This is a genomic window from Pseudomonas sp. LY-1, from assembly GCF_053502595.1.
The window spans coordinates 5606045-5623589 of the sequence record NZ_CP094353.1; the positions used below are offsets into that span (position 1 = coordinate 5606045).

The 17545-nt window shown below is 60.1% G+C and carries 14 protein-coding genes and 2 tRNA genes; 10 read left to right on the plus strand and 6 right to left on the minus strand.

Annotation, left to right across the window (positions count from 1 at the left end):
* The first annotated feature begins 27 nt into the window (after window positions 1-27).
* Window positions 28-765, plus strand: a complete 738-nt coding sequence (locus tag MOQ67_RS25680) for a phosphatase PAP2 family protein (protein ID WP_253398562.1) — start codon at window positions 28-30, stop codon at window positions 763-765.
* A gap of 105 nt (window positions 766-870) precedes the next feature.
* On the opposite strand, the gene groL is transcribed toward MOQ67_RS25680, so the two are convergent.
* From groL to MOQ67_RS25705, 5 genes are all read right to left on the minus strand, one after another.
* A complete protein-coding gene (gene groL / locus MOQ67_RS25685) occupies window positions 871-2517 on the minus strand; it encodes a chaperonin GroEL (RefSeq protein ID WP_253398564.1) in 1647 nt (548 codons plus the stop codon).
* A 50-nt stretch (window positions 2518-2567) separates the two neighbouring features.
* The gene (locus MOQ67_RS25690; protein ID WP_017846112.1) at window positions 2568-2864 is read right to left on the minus strand and encodes a co-chaperone GroES; all 297 of its coding nucleotides are present in this window, start codon (window positions 2862-2864) and stop codon (window positions 2568-2570) included.
* Window positions 2865-3110: 246 nt separating this feature from the next.
* A complete protein-coding gene (locus MOQ67_RS25695; RefSeq protein ID WP_017846113.1) occupies window positions 3111-3587 on the minus strand; it encodes an FxsA family protein in 477 nt (158 codons plus the stop codon).
* Window positions 3588-3654: 67 nt separating this feature from the next.
* Window positions 3655-4386 carry a HugZ family pyridoxamine 5'-phosphate oxidase gene (locus MOQ67_RS25700; RefSeq protein WP_448675693.1) on the minus strand — a complete coding sequence of 244 codons (732 nt, stop codon included), beginning with the start codon at window positions 4384-4386 and terminating at the stop codon, window positions 3655-3657.
* Window positions 4387-4487: 101 nt separating this feature from the next.
* A complete protein-coding gene (locus MOQ67_RS25705; protein ID WP_448675694.1) occupies window positions 4488-5495 on the minus strand; it encodes a DUF481 domain-containing protein in 1008 nt (335 codons plus the stop codon).
* Window positions 5496-5687: 192 nt separating this feature from the next.
* On the opposite strand from MOQ67_RS25705, the gene MOQ67_RS25710 reads away from it, so the two are divergent.
* The 4 genes from MOQ67_RS25710 to MOQ67_RS25725 all read left to right on the plus strand — a co-directional run bounded on the left by MOQ67_RS25710 (window position 5688) and on the right by MOQ67_RS25725 (window position 10476).
* Window positions 5688-6002, plus strand: a complete 315-nt coding sequence (locus MOQ67_RS25710) for an MGMT family protein (RefSeq protein ID WP_448675960.1) — start codon at window positions 5688-5690, stop codon at window positions 6000-6002.
* Window positions 6003-6045: 43 nt separating this feature from the next.
* Window positions 6046-7578, plus strand: coding sequence for an AmpG family muropeptide MFS transporter (locus MOQ67_RS25715; RefSeq protein WP_247396826.1), 1533 nt, complete (start codon window positions 6046-6048; stop codon window positions 7576-7578).
* A 208-nt stretch (window positions 7579-7786) separates the two neighbouring features.
* On the plus strand, window positions 7787-9502 hold the full coding sequence (locus MOQ67_RS25720; protein ID WP_253398568.1) for a proline--tRNA ligase: 1716 nt from the start codon (window positions 7787-7789) through the stop codon (window positions 9500-9502).
* A gap of 20 nt (window positions 9503-9522) precedes the next feature.
* On the plus strand, window positions 9523-10476 hold the full coding sequence (locus tag MOQ67_RS25725; RefSeq protein ID WP_253398570.1) for a hypothetical protein: 954 nt from the start codon (window positions 9523-9525) through the stop codon (window positions 10474-10476).
* A 70-nt stretch (window positions 10477-10546) separates the two neighbouring features.
* On the opposite strand, the gene dinB is transcribed toward MOQ67_RS25725, so the two are convergent.
* Window positions 10547-11605: a DNA polymerase IV gene (gene dinB, locus MOQ67_RS25730; RefSeq protein ID WP_253398577.1), complete on the minus strand. Its 1059-nt coding sequence runs from the start codon at window positions 11603-11605 to the stop codon at window positions 10547-10549.
* Between the two features lie 283 nt (window positions 11606-11888).
* Here dinB and MOQ67_RS25735 point away from each other — a divergent pair.
* From MOQ67_RS25735 to MOQ67_RS25755, 5 genes are all read left to right on the plus strand, one after another.
* Window positions 11889-11965, plus strand: a tRNA-Met gene (locus MOQ67_RS25735).
* 287 nt (window positions 11966-12252) lie between these two features.
* A complete protein-coding gene (locus MOQ67_RS25740) occupies window positions 12253-13296 on the plus strand; it encodes an HlyD family secretion protein (RefSeq protein ID WP_253398579.1) in 1044 nt (347 codons plus the stop codon).
* Window positions 13297-13298: 2 nt separating this feature from the next.
* Complete coding sequence (rbbA, locus tag MOQ67_RS25745; RefSeq protein ID WP_448675695.1) at window positions 13299-16040, plus strand: ribosome-associated ATPase/putative transporter RbbA; 2742 nt, start codon at window positions 13299-13301, stop codon at window positions 16038-16040.
* 1 nt (window position 16041) lies between these two features.
* Window positions 16042-17166, plus strand: coding sequence for an ABC transporter permease (locus MOQ67_RS25750; RefSeq protein WP_253398583.1), 1125 nt, complete (start codon window positions 16042-16044; stop codon window positions 17164-17166).
* Window positions 17167-17341: 175 nt separating this feature from the next.
* A tRNA-Met gene (locus MOQ67_RS25755) sits at window positions 17342-17418 on the plus strand.
* Window positions 17419-17545 lie beyond the last annotated feature (127 nt).

Consider the following 17545-nt stretch of genomic DNA (forward strand, 5'->3'; position numbering starts at 1 on the left):
TACGGGACTTTTTTATCAGGGTTCACCATGCAATCCACCCCTGTTGTACCGGTTTCCAAACCTCTCAATTTCTGGCTGTGCCTGGGCATACCCGCCGGCGCTGCGCTCCTGATGCTCTTGCTGGAGCTGACATCGCTGGACATGGACCTCGCCAAGCAGTTCTACAACGCAGCGGATGGCGGCTTCATCGGGCGTTACAGTTTTTTCCTCGAAGACATCCTGCATGACCGCGCCAAACAGTTGGTCATCCTGTTCTCGGTGCTGGCCATCCTGGGGTTTGCCGGCACCTTTATCCTCCAGCGGCTCAAGCCTTACCGCCGCGAACTGGGCTGCCTGGTGTTGTCCCTGGGGCTGGCCACGGCGTTCGTCTCGCCGTTGAAAACCGTCACCGCCGTGCAATGCCCGTGGAGCCTCAAGGAGTTCGGTGGCCAGGAAACCTACAGCGAACTGCTGAGCCCCCGCCCGCCCACCGATAAACCTGGGCGCTGCTGGCCCGGCGGGCATGCGGCAACCGGGTTCGCGCTGTTCGCCTGGTTCTTTGCGCTACGGGATCGGCGGCCGCGGATAGCGCGCAAAGCGTTCATCTTCGCCGTGGCGCTGGGCGGCGTCTTTTCCGTGAGCCGCATGCTGCAGGGCGCACACTTCTTTTCCCACAATGTGTGGACGGCGATTTTCTGTTGGCTGATCTGCCTGGGGCTGTACTGCCTGATACTTTATCGACCCTCGAAGGTCAGGGTGTCTGAAGTGCGCGCATTGAGTACGTAGACCGGCCAGCCGCTTCAGTTACCGCCCGCCCTTTACACGCCCGCATAAAAAAACCCCGCCTGCATCGCTGCAGGCGGGGTTTTTCAGGCGCTGGGTAAGGCTGGCTTACATCATGCCGCCCATGCCACCCATGCCGCCCATGTCTGGCATACCGCCGCCAGCCGAGCCGTCTTTCTTCGGTGCATCAGCGATCGCCGCTTCGGTGGTCAGGATCAGACCGCCGATGGAGGAAGCTGCTTGCAGCGCGGAACGAGTCACCTTGGTAGGGTCCAGGATGCCCATTTCGATCATGTCGCCGTACTCGCCGGTCGCAGCGTTGTAACCGTAGTTACCTTTGCCGTTCTTGACTTCGTTGACCACAACGCTTGGCTCGTCGCCGGAGTTGGCAGCGATCTGACGCAGCGGCGCTTCAACAGCACGACGCAGTACAGCGATACCCACGTTCTGGTCAGCATTGTCGCCGGTCAGGTTGGTCAGGGCTTCCAGAGCACGGATCAGCGCAACGCCACCGCCAGGTACCACGCCTTCTTCAACGGCTGCACGGGTTGCGTGCAGGGCGTCTTCAACGCGGGCTTTCTTCTCTTTCATTTCAACTTCGGAACCAGCGCCAACCTTGATCACTGCAACGCCGCCGGACAGCTTGGCCAGACGCTCTTGCAGTTTTTCACGGTCGTAGTCCGAGGAAGTTTCGGCAACCTGGGCACGGATCTGAGTGATGCGCGCCTGAATGTCGACCTCTACGCCAGCACCGTCGACGACGATGGTGTTTTCCTTGGAGATGGTCACACGCTTGGCGCTACCCAGGTTTTCCAGGGTGGCGCTTTCCAGGCTCAGGCCGATCTCTTCGGAGATAACGGTACCGCCGGTCAGAACGGCGATGTCCTGCAGCATGGCCTTGCGACGGTCGCCGAAACCTGGAGCCTTGACGGCTGCAACTTTGACGATGCCACGCATGTTGTTCACAACCAGAGTCGCCAGGGCTTCGCCTTCAACGTCTTCGGAAACGATCAGCAGTGGGCGACCGGCTTTGGCAACAGCTTCCAGCACCGGCAGCATTTCGCGGATGTTGGAGATCTTTTTGTCGACCAGCAGGATCAGCGGGTTTTCCAGCTCGGCAACCATGGTTTCCGGCTTGTTGACGAAGTACGGGGACAGGTAGCCACGGTCGAACTGCATGCCTTCTACAACCGACAGTTCGTTTTCCAGGCCAGTGCCTTCTTCAACGGTGATCACGCCTTCTTTACCGACTTTTTCCATGGCTTCGGCAATGATGTCGCCGATGGAGTTGTCGGAGTTGGCGGAGATGGTGCCTACCTGAGCGATAGCCTTGGTGTCAGCGCATGGCTTGGACAGGTTTTTCAGCTCAGCGACGATGGCGATGGTCGCCTTGTCGATGCCGCGCTTGAGGTCCATCGGGTTCATGCCGGCAGCGACGGCTTTGTAGCCTTCGTTGACGATTGCCTGGGCCAGAACGGTAGCGGTGGTGGTGCCGTCGCCTGCGTCATCGTTGGCACGGGAGGCAACGTCTTTGACCAGCTGCGCGCCCATGTTTTCGAAACGGTCTTCCAGTTCGATTTCTTTGGCTACGGAAACGCCGTCCTTGGTGATGGTCGGAGCGCCGAAGCTCTTCTCGATGATCACGTTACGGCCTTTCGGGCCCAGGGTCGCTTTTACTGCGTCAGCCAGGATGTTGACACCGGTGAGCATTTTCTTGCGGGCGGAATCGCCGAATTTAACTTCTTTAGCAGCCATGATCGATATTCCTTAAATACTTTGTAGTAACGGGAAAATGGGCGGGGAAATCAGCCTTCCAGTACAGCGAGAATCTCGTTCTCAGCCATGACCAGCAGGTCTTCGCCGTCGACTTTCACAGTGTTGCTGCCGGAGTAAGGACCGAATACAACCTTGTCACCGACTTTAACGGCCAGCGCACGTACTTCACCGTTTTCCAGAGTCTTGCCTGGGCCTGCAGCGACGATCACACCGTGGTTGGCTTTTTCAGCAGCCGAACCTGGCAGAACGATACCGCCAGCGGTTTTCTTTTCTTCTTCGCTGCGACGGATAACGACGCGGTCGTGCAGAGGACGAAGCTTGCTCATTGTCGATCTCTCCTAATTGTGTTTTTCATCGGCCGGTGTCAGTACCGGCAGGTTTAATCCGGCGGTGCCGGTCGCGGTTCGCAGGGCGAAACGCGGAAGTCTGTCTGGTGTTGCCACCAGAAACCTTGCGGTGACCGTTACATAAGGGCGCATAAGCATATTACAAGGGGCCGGGGATGAATTTTTTTGCGTCTGCCAGCCCATAAAAACAACACGGCACCCGAAGGTGCCGTGCCAGTGAAGCAGTTATTTACTGTCGCGATGCTCGAACTCACCTTCGATCACATCACCTTCGCGTCCCAACGGCTGGCGCGGAGCCGGGCCGCCACGGGGTTGCAGGTCGTCGGCGAACGCGCGCTGGCGAATCGCAGCCTCTTCGGCACGCTGGCGCATTTTGCCCGCCAGCAGCTTGCGGGTGAAGGGCAGCAACATGACCAGGCCGAGCACATCGCTGATAAAGCCTGGCAGGATCAACAGGCCTCCGGCCAGGGCCATCATCAGGCCTTCGAGCATGGTTTGTGCCGGCAATTCACCGCGATTCAGGCTTTCACGGGCACGCAACGCCGTGGCCAGACCGGCGACGCGCAGCACCAGAACGCCGAGCATCGAGCCGAGAATGATCAGCAGCAGCGCCGGGAAAAACCCGATCGCACCACTGACTTTTACGAATACGAACAGCTCCAACACCGGGAACAGCAGAAAGAGCAATAAAAAAGGGCGCATCAAATGGTTTCCTCAACGCAAGATTGCCTTGCCAGTCCACCTTAGATGACGTCGCCATTTCGTGAATTCAAGCTTCAGCGGCGCTTTTTTTCGGCCAGACCGCAGCATGAGCCAATGAAACCAGGGCCTCGCGCACTTGTGTCGGCGTGTTGCAAGATTCAGCGAACGGCAACCAGTGCAGCGCATGACCGATGCGCAGGTGCATGCCTTCGCTGTCGATCCCGGCCAATTGCGCCGGTTCGTGGGTGGGCAAGCCGGCCAATTCAACGTAATGGGCGATGGCCTTGGTGTGATCGGCGTTCATGTGCTCAACCATGCTGCGCTCGGCCGGGCCGGCGAACGGGTTGCCCAGGGTCAACTGGTCAAGCCAGTGAATCGCGCCAAAGCCGCCGATATAGCGGTGACGTACCGGCTTGAGCACCCAGAAGTCGAAATCGTGGGCCTTGTGATAGTTGGCCGATTCAGGGAAGTAGCGGTAATAGCGCTCGGCAGCCGCGTCAATCGCAGCAGCGTCCTGCAATTGCTCGGCTTCGGCCAGGTAAGTCAGGCGCCCGACCGCCTGCACGTCATCCGCTTCACGCTCGCCGACCAGCAACGAACACTTGGGGTCTTTCTGCAGGTTATGGGTGTGTTGGGCAATCCGGCTGATCAGGATCAGCGGCCGGCCCTGCTCGTCCAGACAGTACGGCACGACCGAACCAAAGGGAAAGCCGGGCATGGCTTTGGACAATGTGGAGAGAGCCCCACGGTATTCCTTGAGCAACAGCTCTCGGGCGTTTTTGGCAACGTGCGCGCTCAACGTATGACTCCTCGGGAATTCAGTCGCCCATGGCGTATGGGAATGGATCTCAAGCCAAGGTAATCAATAACCGCGCAGGTTGCCAGCGGGCTTGAGGCCGATTACCAGGCCACGCCAAACCCTGCGGTGTAGCGGGTCTTGCTCAAGCTGCTTTCCGAGTCGCCACTGATCACGTCACGCTCGGCCTTGAGATTGAGCGACGCCCACTCGGTGACCTTGTAGCGCAGGCCCATTTCCGCATCCAGGGCGTATTCGGCCGGCCCGCCGATAGGTTTGCCCACTTCGCCGGAGGTGAAGAACTCAACCGTCTTGCCGATCAGGTAGCGGTTGTAGTCCCACTTCATGGCCAAGGAATAGAAGTTGTCCTTGCCGCCGTCGGAATATTCGTAATCGGTGCGGTTGACCAGCGAGCCCAGGGAGAATGCACCGAGTTCATCGTCCCAGAACTGGTAGCCCGGGCCGGTGCCGACCGTGCGCTGGCGGGACAGGTCTTCCACCTTGTCGCGCTTGTAGGTCAGGCGACCCTGCCAGAACCAGTGCTCGGTGATGAAACGGTCGAGGTCATATTCCAGGGCCCAGTTGTCGGTGGTGGTGACGTCGTCCTGGAATTCGCGGTTGTACTCGCCCTGCCCGGTGTGGCGCCATTGGCCATGGCGGGCGGAGGTCTTGAAGTCGATGTCGTAGTCGTTGGTGTCTTTCTCGGCGCGTTTGTAGTCCAGCGCCATGTCGACGTTGCCTTTCCACACTAGGTCTTCGATCACCGGTTTGGGCTTGATGATCTGCTGGATGCTGGCCAATTCCACCGTCTTGGGCGCCTCGCCATTGGCCAGCACCACTTTGCCATCGTCCGCCGCCTGCAAGGATTTGGCTTTCTCTCCGGTGTAGGCATCCTGCTTGACCAGTAATTCCTGATCACTCTCCAGGGTTTTCACCTGTTTCCAGTCCACCGGGATAGCCCCAGCGTAGTCGGTCTGGATCAGCAGCTTGCCACCGTCGAAGACCTTGATCTTGCCGGTCAGACGGTCGCCGTTCTTTAACCAGACCGTATCGGCAAGCAAGGGGGTGGAGGCGCTGAAAACAGCAAGGCACAGCAAGGTTCTGGACAACATAAGCAGATAGGGGGCTCAGGGTTGGCGAAAAAGAGGCGTTATCGTGTTAGATAGCTAGGACTGACTCAAGGAATTGTGTTGAGTTCAGTTCTCATCTGCATATTTACAGACGTTTCTTACAAACAACCGACGCTCTGAACGGATATCCCCACCGTGAAACAACCCGCCGAAGCCCCGCAAAGCCCTGCCGAGATGCGCCGCACCGCGCTGTACCTGACGCTGGCGCAAGTCCCCGAAGGCTGCGTAGTGAGTTACGGCGAACTGGCGCACCTCGCGGGGCTTGGGCGCGCGGCGCGCTGGGTCGGGCGCACGCTGAGCCAACTGCCCGAAGACACGCGCTTGCCCTGGCACCGCGTGCTGGGTGCCGGTGGTCGGATAAGCCTGCCGGTGGGCAGCGCCTCAGGCGACGAACAACGTGCGCGTTTACGCAGCGAAGGTGTCGTTATCCTGAACAACCGCGTGGATATTCAGCGCCATGGCTGGCGCCCGGTAGAGCACAGCGGTTAGAGTGCGCGCTTTGTTTCCGTGAATCTGAGGCAGACTCCAGCCCATGCCCCGTAAAACCTGGCGCGCCGCGCTCGCCGCCTATGCCAGCCCCTCGACGTTAGTGCTGTTGTTGCTCGGTTTTGCCGCCGGCTTGCCTTACATGTTGGTGTTCTCGACGCTTTCGGTCTGGTTGCGTGAGGCCGGTGTGGCCCGCGAGACCATCGGCTATGCGAGCCTGATCGGTTTGGCGTATGCCTTCAAATGGGTGTGGTCGCCACTGCTCGACCAGTGGCGCCTGCCGCTGCTCGGCAAACTCGGACGTCGTCGCTCCTGGCTGGTACTGGCCCAATCGCTGGTGATCCTCGGATTGATCGGCATGGGGTTCTGCGACCCGCAAAAACACTTGTCCTGGCTGATCGCTATCGCGGTGATCGTCGCCTTCGCTTCGGCTACCCAGGATATTGCGGTTGATGCCTATCGCCTGGAAATCGCCGATGACAGCCGCCAGGCTGCCCTGGCCGCCAGCTACATGTCCGGCTATCGCATCGCCGCCCTGCTGGCCACGGCCGGCGCGCTGTTTTTTGCCGAAGGTTTTGGCTCTACCGGTTTCAACTATAAACACTCGGCGTGGACCGGCACCTATGTGCTGTTCGGCGCACTGATGATTCCGGCGCTGCTGACCACCCTGTTTATGCGCGAGCCCAATGTGCCACTGCGGACCCAGTTGCAGGCGGGGCGCTACAGCTTCATGCACCAATTGATGTCGGTGTTTGTACTGATTGTGCTGTTGGTGTCGGTGCCGGCGATGTTCACCCAGTTGTACAACACCGATTTCGCCAGCGTGCTGTTCCACGGCGTAAGCCTGTGGGAACTGTTGATGGAAGACCGCGCCTTCCTGCGTGCCATCCTCTATATCACCCTGACGGCATTGTGCCTGTCGGCCATGGGCCGCCGAGGCTTGGCGCCAGTGCTGACGCCGGTCAACGACTTCATTCTGCGCTACCGCTGGCAGGCGCTGCTGCTGCTCGGGCTGATCGCCACCTATCGCATGTCCGATACGGTGATGGGCGTGATGGCCAACGTGTTCTATATCGACCAGGGCTTTACCAAGGACCAGATCGCCGGGGTCAGCAAGATATTCGGCCTGATCATGACGCTGCTCGGCGCCGGCATGGGTGGCCTGTTGATTGTGCGCTTCGGCATCCTCCCGATCCTGCTCATCGGCGGCATCGCCTCGGCCGGCACCAACCTGCTGTTCGTGGTGCTCGCCGACATGGGCCCGGACCTGCAGATGCTGATCTTCACCATCTCCATGGATAACTTCAGCTCAGGCCTCGCCACCTCGGCGTTTGTCGCCTACCTGTCGAGCCTGACCAACCTCAAGTTCTCCGCCACCCAATACGCGTTGCTCAGCTCGATCATGCTGTTGCTGCCGCGCCTGATCGGCGGGTATTCGGGGGTGATGGTGGAGAAGTTCGGCTATCACAACTTCTTCCTGATCACCTGCATGCTGGGCGTGCCGACGTTGCTGCTGATTGCACTGCATTGGTTCCAGGAAAACCGGCGGATTCGCTTGAACCCGCCGGCAGAAGACTGACAGAGCCTCCCCTTGTAGCTGTAGCGAGCTTGCCCGCGAAGAAGTCACAGACACCGCGTTTATCCCGGTTTCCCGCGTCATCGTTGACGATCTTCGCGAGCAAGCTCGCTCCTACAAACAGCTCTGCGTCCTGATGCCTGTACGGCGGCAGTTTGCGCCCGTACAATCCCAAGTCACTTCAAGTCCAAGCAACCGACAACGGCCTACCATGCGTACCAGTCAATATTTGCTCGCCACACTGAAAGAAACGCCTTCCGACGCGGTTGTGATCAGCCATCAGCTGATGCTGCGCGCCGGTATGATCCGCAAGCTGGCTTCTGGCCTGTACACCTGGCTGCCCATGGGCCTGAAGGTGATGCGCAAGGTCGAAGCCATCGTTCGCGAAGAAATGAACGCTGCCGGTTCTCTGGAAGTGTTGATGCCGAGCACCCAACCGGCTGAGCTGTGGCAGGAATCCGGGCGCTGGGAAGAGTACGGCCCGGAATTGCTGCGCTTCAAGGACCGTCATGGCCGCGACTTCTGCGCTGGCCCGACCCACGAAGAAGTGATCACCGACCTGATGCGCAACGAGTTGAGCAGCTATAAACAGCTGCCCCTCAACCTGTATCAGATCCAGACCAAGTTCCGTGATGAAATCCGCCCACGCTTCGGCTTGATGCGCGGCCGCGAGTTCATCATGAAGGATGCGTATTCGTTCCACGCCGACCAGGCGTCCTTGCAGGTCACCTACGACCGCATGCACACCGCCTACTGCAACGTGTTCACGCGCCTGGGCCTGAAGTTCCGCCCGGTTGAAGCGGACAACGGTTCCATCGGCGGCGCCGGCTCCCACGAGTTCCACGTACTGGCCGAGTCCGGCGAAGACGATATCGTGTTCAGCAACGGTTCCGACTACGCGGCGAACATCGAGAAAGCCGAAGCCGTGCCACGGGAAACCTCCCGTCCAGCGCCGGCTGAAGAGCTGCGCCTGGTGGACACCCCGGACACCAAGACCATCGCGGCCCTGGTGGAAAAATTCAATCTGCCGATTGAAAAGACCATCAAGACCCTGATCGTTCACGCCGAGGAAGCCGGCAAGCTGATCGCCCTGGTGATCCGTGGCGACCACGAACTCAACGAGATCAAGGCGGCCCAGCAACCTGGCGTGGCCAGCCCGCTGGTCATGGCCTCCGATGCCGAACTGCGCGACGCCATTGGCGCCGGTGCCGGTTCCCTGGGCCCGCTGAACCTGCCGCTGCCGATCATCATCGACCGTTCGGTCGAGCTGATGAGCGACTTCGGTATCGGCGCGAACATCGACGACAAGCACTACTTCGGCGTGAACTGGGAACGCGACTTGCCGGTGCCGACCGTGGCCGACCTGCGTAACGTGGTCGCCGGTGACCCAAGCCCGGATGGCAAGGGCACCCTGGAAATCAAGCGCGGCATTGAAGTCGGGCACATCTTCCAGCTGGGCAACAAGTACAGCAAGGCGATGAAGTGCGAAGTGCTGGGCGAAAACGGCAAGCCGATCACCCTGGAAATGGGTTGCTACGGCATTGGCGTATCGCGCGTGGTTGCCGCTGCCATCGAGCAGAACAACGACGAGAAAGGCATTATCTGGAGTGACGCCCTGGCGCCGTTCCAGGTCGCCCTGGTGCCGCTGCGCTATGAAACCGAGCAGGTCCGTGAAGCCACCGACAAACTGTATGCCGAACTGACGGCCGCCGGCTTTGAAGTGTTGCTGGATGACCGCGACAAGAAAACCAGCCCAGGCATCAAGTTCGCCGACATGGAACTGATTGGCATCCCGCACCGGATCGTGGTCAGCGACCGTGGCCTGGCTGATGGCAATCTGGAATACAAGAGCCGGACCGAAGCCGAAGCCCAACCGTTGCCGGTGGCTGACGTGCTGTCTTTCCTTCAGGCGCGTATTCGTCGCTGAAAACCAGATCAAGAGAAGTCATGTTCAAGCGAAACACCAGAGCCCTGGGGGGCGCCGCCTTGTGCGGCGCCCTGCTGGTCAGCGGCTGCGCCAACCAGATGTCGCAACGCAGTGAGCACGAGGAGCGGGTCGAGCGTAAATTGCTCGACCACAGCCTGCAGATCGATGTAGGCGAACCCAAAGTGCTGGAGCTGCCGCAACGCCGGGTTCGCATTCACGAGCAAAAGACCTTTGAGGTCACCGAATTCGAAGTCACCCGTCGTTACGACCGCTACACCCCCTACCAGCCCTGGCGCAAACTCTATGAGCTGCCGCTGGGCGCGGTCGCGTTGGTGGCAGGCGCGGGCGCCAACGTGGCGAATATCTTCGCCCTCGGCAACCTGCCGACCAGCATGACGCACGATTGGCTGAGCTACGGCATCGACGGCCTCAACCCGTTCATGAACGTGCAATCCCATGGGCGCGCGCAACAGAACCTGGCGGGGATCGATGAAGTCCAGCGCGACAAGCGTGTGGAGTATTCGAGCCTGCCCTGGAGCGAGCGCCCGGTACAGGTCACCGCGGGCAAGCAAGTGTATGAACTGACCACCGACCGCAACGGCGTACTGCGCCTGAACCTGTTGGACAGCCCGTTCGCCGAGCAGGATCTGAACCGCATCAGCACCTTGAAGATCAGCGTGGAAGATAGCCAGGACGACGTGCATTCGGACTCGACCCTGGCGGTGAGCCACACACTGCGCGGCAAGTTGCTGGAAGCCCACGGCCTGATCTACGACGACCTGGAAGACGACGAAGTCAGCCAGTGGGTCCACCGCGTCAAGCGCCTGTCGGAGCTGGGCCTGGAGGAAGAAGCCAGCGAACTGGAACAGAGCCTGATCGAACTGACCCGCAATGATCCGGAGTTGCAGCAGGAATTCCTGCAAGCGCTGACCAAGGATGCGGGGCGACTCGTCGCAGATCCTGGCGCACGCTGAGCCCTCGAAAACGCTGTAGATCTAAATGTGGGAGGGGGCTTGCCCCCTCCCACATTTTTGTTTCCGGGTTCTACCACAACAGCTCGAGCTGTTCGTTACCGCTGCTCAAGTCGAGCAACCGCACCCCAATCCCCAGCAACCGCACCGGCTTGCCACCGCGATTGAACGCCTGGGTCATCAGCTGTTGATAACTTTCCAGGTCCCGCCCTGCCCCCGCCTGCTCCAGGGTCGTCTGGGTAAAGTCATGAAACTTCACCTTCACGAACGGCTTCCCCGCGCGGTAACTGCTGTCGATGCGCGCGATGCGTCCAGCCAGGGTTTCCATCAGTTCAGGCAGTTTCGCCAGGCAACTTGAAAGATCTGGCAGGTCCACATCGTAGGTATTTTCCACACTGATCGATTGCCGACGACTGTCGTTCTGCACCTCGCGCTCATCTATCCCACGGGCCAGACTCCACAGCCGCTCGCCAAAACTGCCGAATTCGCGCACCAGCGCCAGCTTGTTCCATTCGCGCAATTGCAGGCAGTCTTCGATCCCCATGCGCGCCAGCTTCTCTGCGGTCACCTTGCCCACGCCGTGCAGTTTTTTTACCGGCAGTATCGACACAAAGTCTTCGACCTGGTCCGGCGTGATCACAAACAAGCCGTTGGGTTTCTTCCAGTCACTGGCGATCTTGGCCAGAAACTTGTTGGGCGCCACACCGGCGGACACGGTGATGTGCAATTGATTGGAGACCCGGCGCCGGATGTCCTGGGCGATACGCGTGGCGCTGCCGCCAAAATGCGGGCTGTCGGAAACATCCAGGTAGGCCTCATCCAGGGAGAGCGGCTCGATCAGGTCGGTGTAATCGCGAAAGATGCTCTGGATTTCTTTCGACGCTTCCTTATAGGCATCCATGCGCGGCTTGACGATGGTCAGGTCCGGGCAGAGCTTCAAGGCATGACGCGACGACATGGCCGAGCGCACCCCGTAGGCCCGCGCTTCGTAGTTACAGGTGGCAATCACGCCGCGCCGATCCGCCGAACCGCCCACCGCCAGGGGCTTTTGCGCCAGGCTCGGGTTATCGCGCATCTCGATGGCGGCGTAGAAGCAATCACAGTCGACATGGATGATTTTGCGCTGCGTCATATATATAGAAGGGAGTGCAATCCAACGGGCGGTCAGTATCGCACTCACACCTGTATATAGCACCAGTAGTTTGAATCTTCCGCGCAAGCGGTAGGAAATAGCCCAGGTAGATTTATTTTCTCAATCGAAATCAGCCTACCAATAGAGCTGAAAGCCTCGGCCCGACTGGCCCGCAGCCCTTTCCAAAACCGTGATGGAGAGGTAAGCGATTGAACCACAAGCGCTTTTCTTCGATTCATAGGTTGACACCCCTGCGTTCCGCTGTAGAATGCCGACACACAGACGCGGGATGGAGCAGTCTGGTAGCTCGTCGGGCTCATAACCCGAAGGTCGTCGGTTCAAATCCGGCTCCCGCAACCAGTTTTAAGTACACGTCAAACACCGCCACGACCTCACCGTCGCGGCGGTGTTTTCGTTTGTGTCGACTTTAACGACTGAAGACTGAGGGCGATGGCCGCGCCCGGTTTCAGCTCGATTGTTTGATAAAGATCAACGTTATGTGCAGCCCTCGATTGGTAACGTCTACCACGATGGGCAAACGCCGGTATTCACACGCAACAACGTGATCACGTTTGCGTCTCGCCGCCCGACAGGTGCATGTGTGCGCCTCAATCGACCCTCACGCCCCCACGTTTAAGGATCGGATCATGACGGCCAGCCCGAGTAACGATGCAAAGTGGTCTTGGCGGCGTGTCACAAGGATTGTTCTGATCCTTGTCATCGTCTTGGCAGCCGGCGCCGGTGGCGCCTGGTACTGGTGGCAAAGCCAGCAAGGCAAGTTGCCCGAGGGCATTGTCTCCGGGAACGGCCGCATCGAATCCGACCAAATCGACATCGCCGCGAAGTTGGCCGGACGCGTGCGCGAGGTGCTGGCCCGGGAAGGTGACCTCGTCACCGAAGGCCAGGTGCTCGCCCGCCTCGATACCACGGAGTTGCAAGCGCAACGCGCCAAATATGCCGCCGACGTGGCATCCGAGGAAGCCTCGATGCTCGAGGCAAAGGCGACGGTCGTGCAACGGCAGGCAGAACTGACCCTCAAGGAAGCAAAGCTGCGCCGCGCCCTCAAGCTGATCGTCACCGGGGCGATCAGTGAGGACAACCGCGATGAGGCGCAGGGCGAACGCGATTCTGCGCGCGCCGTTCTCGACGCCGCGCAGCGGACCGTGACCGCGCGCGAGCGTTCGGTCGTCGCCGCACAAGCCCTGGTTAATCAGACCGACGCCCAGATCGCCGACACCATTCTGGTGGCGCCCGTGCAGGGGCGCGTTCTGTATCGTCTCGTCAACCCCGGGGAAGTCGTTTCGGCGGGCGGAAAGGTGCTGACGATCATCGACCTGTCCGAAATCTACATGGAGATTTATCTCCCCTCCGAACAGGCCATGCGCGTAACGATCGGGTCGGCCGCGCGAATTGTGTTCGACGGCGCCGACTTCGCCGTCCCGGCCAAAGTAAGTTTCGTGTCGCCGGACGCGCAGTTCACACCCAAGCAGGTCGAGACGCGCAGCGAACGCGACAAGCTGATGTTCCGGGTCAAGCTGCGCATCCCGCCAAGCCTCATCGCGCGCCACCTCAACCAAGTGAAAACGGGGACCCGCGGCATCGGCTATGTGCGCCTCGATCCGAACCCGCCCAATTGGCCGGACACCCTGCAAAAGCGCATTCAGGCCGATCCTGTTGATGCCGAGGATTGACAATGGAGGCTCGCGCAGCGCTGATCGCCGAGGTTTCCAACGCGACTCATGCCTATGGCAAGGTTCTAGCGCTCGACAATGTCTCGCTCGCACTGCCAAGCGGCCAGATGACGGGCATCATCGGCCCTGACGCCGCCGGCAAGTCCACGCTGCTCGGCCTGATCGCCGGCGCGCGGAAGATGCAGACCGGATCGGTCGAGGTCCTCGGCGGCAGCATGAGCAATGCCCGGCATCGCCGCTCCGTCTGCACACGCATTGCCTATATGCCGCAAGGGCTCGGTAAAAACCTCTATCAGGAAATCAGCGTCCGCGAGAACCTGGCCTTCTTCGCCACCCTCTTCGGCCTGTCCGCGTCGGAACGTGAAGCACGCACACGGCGTCTGGCGGCCGCGATCGGCTTGCTGCCGTTTCTCGATCGACCTGCCGGAAAGCTGTCGGGCGGCATGAAGCAAAAGCTCGGCCTGTGCTGCGCGCTCATTCACGACCCCGACCTGCTCATTCTCGATGAGCCGACGACCGGCGTCGATCCGTTGTCGCGCCGACAGTTCTGGGACCTGATCAGCGAACTGCGGCGCGAGCGTCCGACGATGAGTGTCGTCATTTCCACCGCTTATATGGACGAGGCGAGCCAATGCGATTGGCTCATCGCGATGGATCACGCACGCGTGCTTGCCTGCGGCACTACGGACGAGCTGCGCACGAAGACCGGCCAGCAAGACATGGAAGCGGTGTTTGCCGCCCTGCAGCCGGGGCAAAAATCGACGGCGCAGCGCTTCGTCATTCCGCCGCGCCAACCAGGCAGCGAGGCGCCGGTCATTGTCGCGAAGAATCTGACGCGCCGCTTCGGCAGCTTCACCGCGGTCGATAACGTCAGCTTCGCCATCGAGCGCGGAGAAATCTTCGGCTTCCTCGGTTCGAACGGCAGCGGCAAGACCACGACCATGAAGATGCTGACCGGACTACTGGCACCGAGCGAGGGGGAGGCCGAGGTGTGCGGAAAACCTGTCGATGCCAACGACCTGTCGGTCCGCCAGCGCGTAGGCTTCATGTCGCAATCGTTCTCGCTCTATGGCGAACTCACCGTGCGGCAAAACCTGCGTCTGCATGCGCGCCTTTTTCATCTGGCCGCAGACCAGGCTAACGCGCGTATCGCCCAGCTCATGGTCGATGTCGGCCTTGTCGACTATGCCGACACCGAAGCGAACTCGCTGCCGCTCGGTGTGCGCCAGCGCCTCTCACTGGCCGTGGGGATCGTGCACGACCCCGAGTTGCTGATCCTTGACGAACCCACTTCGGGCGTCGATCCGTTGGCACGCGATGAGTTCTGGCGCTTGCTCGGCGACCTCTCGCGAACCCGCAATGTCACGATCTTCGTCTCCACGCATTTCATGAGCGAGGCCATGCGCTGCGACCGCATCTCATTGATGCATGCGGGTCGTGTCCTCGTCTGCGACACGCCGCAAAACGTCATTACCTCCAAGGGCAGCGCGAACCTCGAAGAGGCGTTCATCGCCTATATCGAGGCTGCCGAACCGTCTACGCCCGCGCCCCCCGTGGCCGATGCCGAAGCGCAGACCCAGCAGGATGCGGCGGCGTTGTCGCCCAGCCGCTCGACCTTCATGCCGTTGCGCCGCCTGCTCGCCTTTGCCAAGTGCGAGACGTTGTCGCTTGTACGCGATCCGGTGCGGCTTGCCTTCGCTTTCCTTGGCTCCCTCATCATGCTGTTGATCTTCGGTTTCGGCGTCTCCAGCGATGTGACCAATCTCACCTATGCGGCCTTCGACCACGACGACACGCCGGAGAGCAGAGCCTATCTCGCCAATTACTCGAGCTCTCGATACTTCATCGAAAAGACGCCGATCCACAGCGTCGACGACATGCAAAGGCGCCTGAAGTCGAACGACATCACACTGGCCCTCGAAATTCCACCTGGCTTCGGGCGCTTGGTAAAGCGCGACTCGGATTGGCAGGTGTCGGCCTGGATCGACGGCGCCAACACCTCGCGCGCCGCGACCATCGAGGGTTACGTGGAATCGGCGCACAATCTCTTCGCCGAAGAAAGAAAACGGCAGTCCAGCGACGTAGCGAGCACGAAACCGACGACCAGCATCGTGATCCGCAACCGTTACAACCCGACGGCCGAGAGCATCTATGCGATCGGGCCGGCCGTGCCGGCGATGTTGCTCATGATGTTTCTCGCCATTCTCACAGCGGTCAGCGTTGCCCGCGAAAAGGAGATCGGCACGATCACGAACTTCTATGCCACACCCACGACGCGCCTGGAGTTCCTAGTCGGCAAGCAACTGCCCTATATTGGCGTCGGCATGATCAATTTCTTCATCATGACCGCGACCGTGCTATTCATCTTCGATGTTCCGCTGAAGGGCGACGGTCTCGCACTGACCCTGGGCGCGCTGTTCTATGTGGCGGCGGCCACCGGTTACGGGCTGTTCATCTCGACCTTCACCTCGAGCCAGGTCGCAGCGGTGTTCGCCGGAGCGGTGCTGTCGATGCTGCCGACCATGCAGTTCTCCGGCATGATGCAACCCGTCTCGACGCTTGAGGGCGGCGCTCGCCTCATGGGGTACCTCTGGCCGACGAGCTATTACATGCACATGAGTGTCGGTGCGTTCACCAAGGGACTTGGCTTCACCGACATGGTTAACGATCTGCTCGCGCTGACCCTGTTTTGCCCGGCCTTCTTATTGCTGTCCGCGCTGCTCCTGCGCAAACAGGAGAAATAAGATGCAGAGTCTCTCCAACATTTTCTGGCTCGGCGTCAAAGATCTGCGCACCCTCTCGAAGGACCTGATGATGATCCTCTTCATCATCTATTCCTTCGGCCTCAGCATTTATATGCAGTCGACCGGAGCCGGCGAGACCGTCAACAATGCCTCCGTGGCGATCGTCGACGAGGACCACTCCAGCCTGTCGCGATCGATTGCCGGGCTGTTCTATCCCCCGTACTTCCAGGCGGCCAAAATGATCAGCGCCGCCGACATCGATCGCGGCATGGACAACGGTCTTTACACCCTCGTCGTCGTCATTCCTCCGCGCTTTGAAGCGGATGTGCGCAAGGGGCGCGATATTGAAGTCCAGGTCAACGCGGACGCCACCGCAGTCCAGCAAGCGTCATTGGGGTCGGGCTATATCCAGAACATGGTGAGCGAAGAGGTCACGCGCTACCGACAGGAGATGGCGCAAACCACCGGGCTCTCCTCGGATCTCGTCATCCGCCGCGCGTTCAATGCCAACGGCACGCAATCCTGGTTCCGCGCGATCGTCGGCCTTGCCGATCAGTTGTCGATGCTGATCATTATCCTGACCGGCGCGGCGCTCTTGCGCGAGCGGGAGCACGGCACGATCGAGCACCTGCTGGTGATGCCGTTGACGGCCTTCGAGATAGCGCTCGCCAAAGTATGGTCGAGCGGGTTGGTGATCTTCGTCGGCTTCATCTGCTCGCTGTTATTCGTGGTCGAGGGTCTCCTCGACGTTCCGATTGCCGGCTCGCGCGGTGTCCTGCTGCTCGGCACCCTCATCTATATCTTCGCCACGGCAGCGATCGGCATCTTCCTCGGCACCCTCGCCCGCACCATGGCGCAATTTGCCCTGCTGATGATGATGGCCGTCATGCCGATGATGATGCTGTCGGGCGGCATGTCGCCGATCGAGAGCCAGCCGCAATGGGTCCAGTACGTAACGTGGTTTTTCCCGTCGCGGCACTATGTGAGCTTCATGCAGGCGATCGTGTATCGAGGCGCGGGACTCGATATCGTCTGGAAAGAGTTCGTGACGGTCCTGGTGATGGGCGTGACGTTTCTCGCGGCGAGTTTGCTGCTGTTCCGTCAGTCCGTTGCGACCTTGCGGTAAGCCTTTTCTTGTACCGGCCTGTTTTAGGTCGAGACGATTGTCCGACAAAAAGCCTTTCCCTTACGCGCACTTACTCCACATAGTCGAGATTCAACGGTCAATTCACACTTATTTGACCCATCGGCCCATTAACGGTTGACACCCCGCCGCTTGGCTGTAGAATGCCGCCCACAGACGCGGGATGGAGCAGTCTGGTAGCTCGTCGGGCTCATAACCCGAAGGTCGTCGGTTCAAATCCGGCTCCCGCAACCAAACATCAAAAAAGGCTACTCGAAAGAGTGGCCTTTTTTGTATCCGGCAAAAAAAGTTCTTCTGAAACAATGGCATGGCATCTTTCATGAAACCGTAGACGGTTCGTGGAGTCCATTTCATCGCACGC

Bases quoted from the DNA above. Each gene is read 5' to 3' on its own strand.
- MOQ67_RS25715 (WP_247396826.1), top strand. From the start codon at position 6,046: ATGCCCCGTAAAACCTGGCGCGCCGCGCTCGCCGCCTATGCCAGCCCC.
- MOQ67_RS25725 (WP_253398570.1), top strand. From the start codon at position 9,523: ATGTTCAAGCGAAACACCAGAGCCCTGGGGGGCGCCGCCTTGTGCGGC.
- MOQ67_RS25705 (WP_448675694.1), bottom strand. From the start codon at position 5,495: ATGTTGTCCAGAACCTTGCTGTGCCTTGCTGTTTTCAGCGCCTCCACC.
- MOQ67_RS25740 (WP_253398579.1), top strand. From the start codon at position 12,253: ATGACGGCCAGCCCGAGTAACGATGCAAAGTGGTCTTGGCGGCGTGTC.
- rbbA (WP_448675695.1), top strand. From the start codon at position 13,299: ATGGAGGCTCGCGCAGCGCTGATCGCCGAGGTTTCCAACGCGACTCAT.
- MOQ67_RS25720 (WP_253398568.1), top strand. From the start codon at position 7,787: ATGCGTACCAGTCAATATTTGCTCGCCACACTGAAAGAAACGCCTTCC.
- MOQ67_RS25695 (WP_017846113.1), bottom strand. From the start codon at position 3,587: ATGCGCCCTTTTTTATTGCTCTTTCTGCTGTTCCCGGTGTTGGAGCTG.
- MOQ67_RS25750 (WP_253398583.1), top strand. From the start codon at position 16,042: ATGCAGAGTCTCTCCAACATTTTCTGGCTCGGCGTCAAAGATCTGCGC.
- MOQ67_RS25710 (WP_448675960.1), top strand. From the start codon at position 5,688: ATGCGCCGCACCGCGCTGTACCTGACGCTGGCGCAAGTCCCCGAAGGC.
- MOQ67_RS25680 (WP_253398562.1), top strand. From the start codon at position 28: ATGCAATCCACCCCTGTTGTACCGGTTTCCAAACCTCTCAATTTCTGG.
- groL (WP_253398564.1), bottom strand. From the start codon at position 2,517: ATGGCTGCTAAAGAAGTTAAATTCGGCGATTCCGCCCGCAAGAAAATG.
- MOQ67_RS25690 (WP_017846112.1), bottom strand. From the start codon at position 2,864: ATGAGCAAGCTTCGTCCTCTGCACGACCGCGTCGTTATCCGTCGCAGC.
- dinB (WP_253398577.1), bottom strand. From the start codon at position 11,605: ATGACGCAGCGCAAAATCATCCATGTCGACTGTGATTGCTTCTACGCC.